At 38.2% G+C, this 3,310-nt stretch carries 4 protein-coding genes; 1 reads left to right on the plus strand and 3 read right to left on the minus strand.

Features of this window, described 5'->3' with window-relative positions:
* Together FTV32_RS16245 and mobQ are read right to left on the minus strand one after the other, a co-directional pair.
* On the minus strand, positions 1-445 hold a 445-nt coding region (locus FTV32_RS16245), incomplete at its 3' end, for a hypothetical protein (RefSeq protein WP_180029103.1).
* On the minus strand, positions 442-1,413 hold the full coding sequence (gene mobQ / locus FTV32_RS16250; protein ID WP_050042239.1) for a MobQ family relaxase: 972 nt from the start codon (positions 1,411-1,413) through the stop codon (positions 442-444). The genes mobQ and FTV32_RS16245, both read right to left, overlap by 4 nt.
* Positions 1,414-1,621: 208 nt before the next feature.
* On the opposite strand from mobQ, the gene FTV32_RS16255 reads away from it, so the two are divergent.
* Positions 1,622-1,900 carry a mobilization protein gene (locus FTV32_RS16255; protein WP_180009818.1) on the plus strand — a complete coding sequence of 93 codons (279 nt, stop codon included), beginning with the start codon at positions 1,622-1,624 and terminating at the stop codon, positions 1,898-1,900.
* Between the two features lie 9 nt (positions 1,901-1,909).
* On the opposite strand, the gene repM is transcribed toward FTV32_RS16255, so the two are convergent.
* Positions 1,910-2,842 carry a replication initiation protein RepM gene (gene repM / locus FTV32_RS16260; RefSeq protein WP_179995818.1) on the minus strand — a complete coding sequence of 311 codons (933 nt, stop codon included), beginning with the start codon at positions 2,840-2,842 and terminating at the stop codon, positions 1,910-1,912.
* Positions 2,843-3,310 lie beyond the last annotated feature (468 nt).

The raw sequence follows: 3,310 nt of genomic DNA on the forward strand, positions 1-3,310 counted from the left end.
TACTCGGTTCAAACGAGTAGCAATTTTTCCTCATTATTCTCACCAATGTTTCACCATCACTTTCTCGAATTTGTAGCGGATATTTTTTTAGTACAGCCAGATCTGCTCTACGTTCATCAATTTCGTCTTTGCTTGGTATGTATAAGAAGATAGCCAAAATGAATACCATCATCACAGCCACAAACGTGCTGGCAAAAATAAGGATAAGTTTTAAGTTGAGCCTGTGTGTAGCTTCGTTTAATGCCTGAATACTGTTGTTTAATGCGCCTGTATGCTTCTTATTTGCGTTTTCTAGCGATTTTTCAGCCTTGTCTAGTATTCCACTAGCGACATGGTTGTAAAACTGCTCTAATCGCTTGTTATCGTCTGCTATGGCTTCTCTATATTCCTTCATGGATGCCAGTAAAATATATAATTGGTCATCTAAATCATTTTGGTTGCTCATAACGACATTCCGCCTCTACTTAGTTTTTGAGATGCCTTGCGGAGTGCTTGCTCGGCTCGTTGTTTATCTAATTCTTGCTGTCGCTTCATTTCCGCTTGGCGTTCCAGTTCTAGGCGTTTGGTTTCTTGGTTCTTCTGCCATTGATCAAAACCTTGATCGACACGGCTTAAACCACGCTGTAAAACGCTCTCTTTTTGCTGTTTCTGTTGGTGAAGCTGTTGGCTATTTTGCTGTTTGACGTTGTCATTAAAACGGCTGATTTCAGTGTCTATGCCTTGTCTGCGTAATTGAGTGACTTTGGTGCCTTCATGGATGGTGGCTTGTAGTCCGTTGTTCTGATCGGCATAGCTACGATGGTCTATTTTTTCTCGGTAGCCTGCACGTTCCAATGCTTTATTGGCTAAGTCTGCCCATGTTTCTCGAATTTGCTTAATGTCTTCTTGGGTTGTCCCTATACCAAGGCTTTTTCGTTTGGCGTTGCTGAGTTCAATATCGGTTTTGGTGGTCAGAGTGATTTTATTGTCTGCGTCTAATTCGGCTTTTCGGGTGGTGAGCATGATATGGGCGTGATGGTTTTTATCATTTCCGCCTTTACTCGGTTTATGGATGGCTAAATCTGCGATCACCTCATAGCGATCAACTAAGGACCTGGCAAAGTCTTTTGCTAAGTCCTTACGTTGATCAGCGTCTAATTCATCGGGTAGGGCAATCACCCATTCTCTAGCGGTTCGGGCATCTTTGCGGTTCTCGGTTTTTTCTGCCAAGTTCCAAAGTTCGCCACGGTCAATTTCAATATCTAAATTAGAGATAATTTCAGAATGGGCTACACCGTCTTTTCTCGTAAAGTCATGGGTCAGCCCTGTGCGTTCATCTTCTAGTTTTTCACCTGCGCGATAGGCACTTGATGCAACCGCAGTTCGTCCTGAACTTCGGTTAACCGTTTTAGTGGAACAATGATAGATTGCCATGCAGTCGCCTTGAGATGCTTTTGCTTTTAAAAAATTGCGTAGCAGTTTTTTGGGGTTAAGGGGTATCCCCTTACGCAAACTTTGACTTGGATGAAATCCAAGTCGTAAGTGCGCATTTCATGAAAAACACGATAGCATATAGCCCGCTTGAATTTCAATTCATAGGGCCTTATGCTTGAGTGGTTTTCTATATCCCGAAATCTGAATCATGACAAAAGCTGCTGAAAATCTCGAAAAGAAAATTGAAGCCCAGTTGGAAAAGTTGAAACAGTTAAAGGCTCGTAAACAGGCTATCGAAGCTAGAGAAAAATCAAAACAAAAAGAGCAGGAAAGAAAAGATGATACTCGACGCAAAATTTTGCTCGGTTCTTATTTGATTAAAAAAATGAATGCCAATGAAGCCAATAAAGAAAAAATACTCGCTGAACTCAACGAGTATTTAACAGAAGACAGAGATAGAGAGTTATTTAATCTTAAGTGTAATTAGTTTTTATTTTTATACGTTAAAACCATGCTCTACAAGCAAAGGAAAGAACATTTCAAAGTGTCTTTTTTCTGCTAGCATTTCAGCTAAAAGTTGTCCGAATTGTTCATAATTTCCAGTACCAATTAAGTGGCTATACTCACTTTGTACACGCTCATCATAGGCAAGTTTAGATCCAAACTTAAGACGTTGTGAATCAGTCATTCGGTTAAAAAAATCTCCTATGTTTTTGTCTTTTTTAACTTCAGTTCTTATTTGCTTTTGCTTAAATTTGAATGAAAAGCCTGTAATTGAACGCCCTTTTTTGTGTTGCTCATAAGTTGTTACGATGTCTGTATGTTCATTGATTTGTTTGATTGCTGGTTCTAATACACGCTTTTTGAAATCACACATCGCTGTATATTCAGTATTTTCAAGCCCAATTCTATTTCTAAAGTCACTTAACTCAATTTGTGGAACTTTGCCAACTTCGCGCCAAGCAATGATTAACTCATAAAGCCTAATAGCGTATTTACTTGTAAGCTGTGTGACCTGCTTAAGTTGATAACTAGTGAACTGTTGCTCAAGTCTTGTAATCAAAGGCACTACATCTGGTGCAAAAGTGATTTCTAATGTAGCTGAATCATCAATATATTTAATACGGCTTACCCATCTAGACTTAACAGTTCCTACATTTCCCTTTTTATCTTCTTCTTTAAATGAAAATTGACGATCAAACAGGTTTAGAACAGCACTTTTCAGTGCTTTGTAAGCACCATCGTTACTAACATTAAAACGACTAGCGTAATCATTAGCATGTATTTCTAACTTACTATCAGCAGTTATACCGTTACCTGTTTGTCTTGCATTAATGATTGCAAGAAGTATTAAGCGCTGTTCGGTTACTTCTAAATTATAACTAGCGTTCATTAATGCGTTATCTTTCACAACAAGCTCATTCTTCATCTTCAAAGCATATTATTATTCAAAGTAAGGACACTGTATAAAGTTATCATTAAAAGGTCAATATTAATTAAGTCCTTAAATCAAGACTAAATGTCCTTTTATAACCGACTAAATGTCCTTTTATAACCGACTAAATGTCCTTTTATAACCGACTAAATGTCCTTTTATAGGGCTTGAAACCCTTCTGTAGTAAGGGTTTAAGAGTGTCTAAAAGCATTTAAAAGCTTTAAAATATATATAAAAGCATAAGTGAGCATGGAAAACAGCCCTATGCCCTCGCTAAAGCTCGGACGTTTTAACCTCGCTAAAGCTCGGTTGAGGGGCTGTTTTTTTTAAATAGAAGTTGAGGATTTAATAAAAAAAGAAACTAGGCCTTCGCTTCGCTCAGTAATCTTTATGCTCGCTTCGCTCGTTTAGATTCTAATTAATACAGTTCGCACCCTTCGGGATGCTCTATATCTTTCGTTA

This window comes from Acinetobacter sp. YH16032 (genome assembly GCF_013417345.1).
In the GTDB taxonomy this organism is placed as follows: domain Bacteria; phylum Pseudomonadota; class Gammaproteobacteria; order Pseudomonadales; family Moraxellaceae; genus Acinetobacter.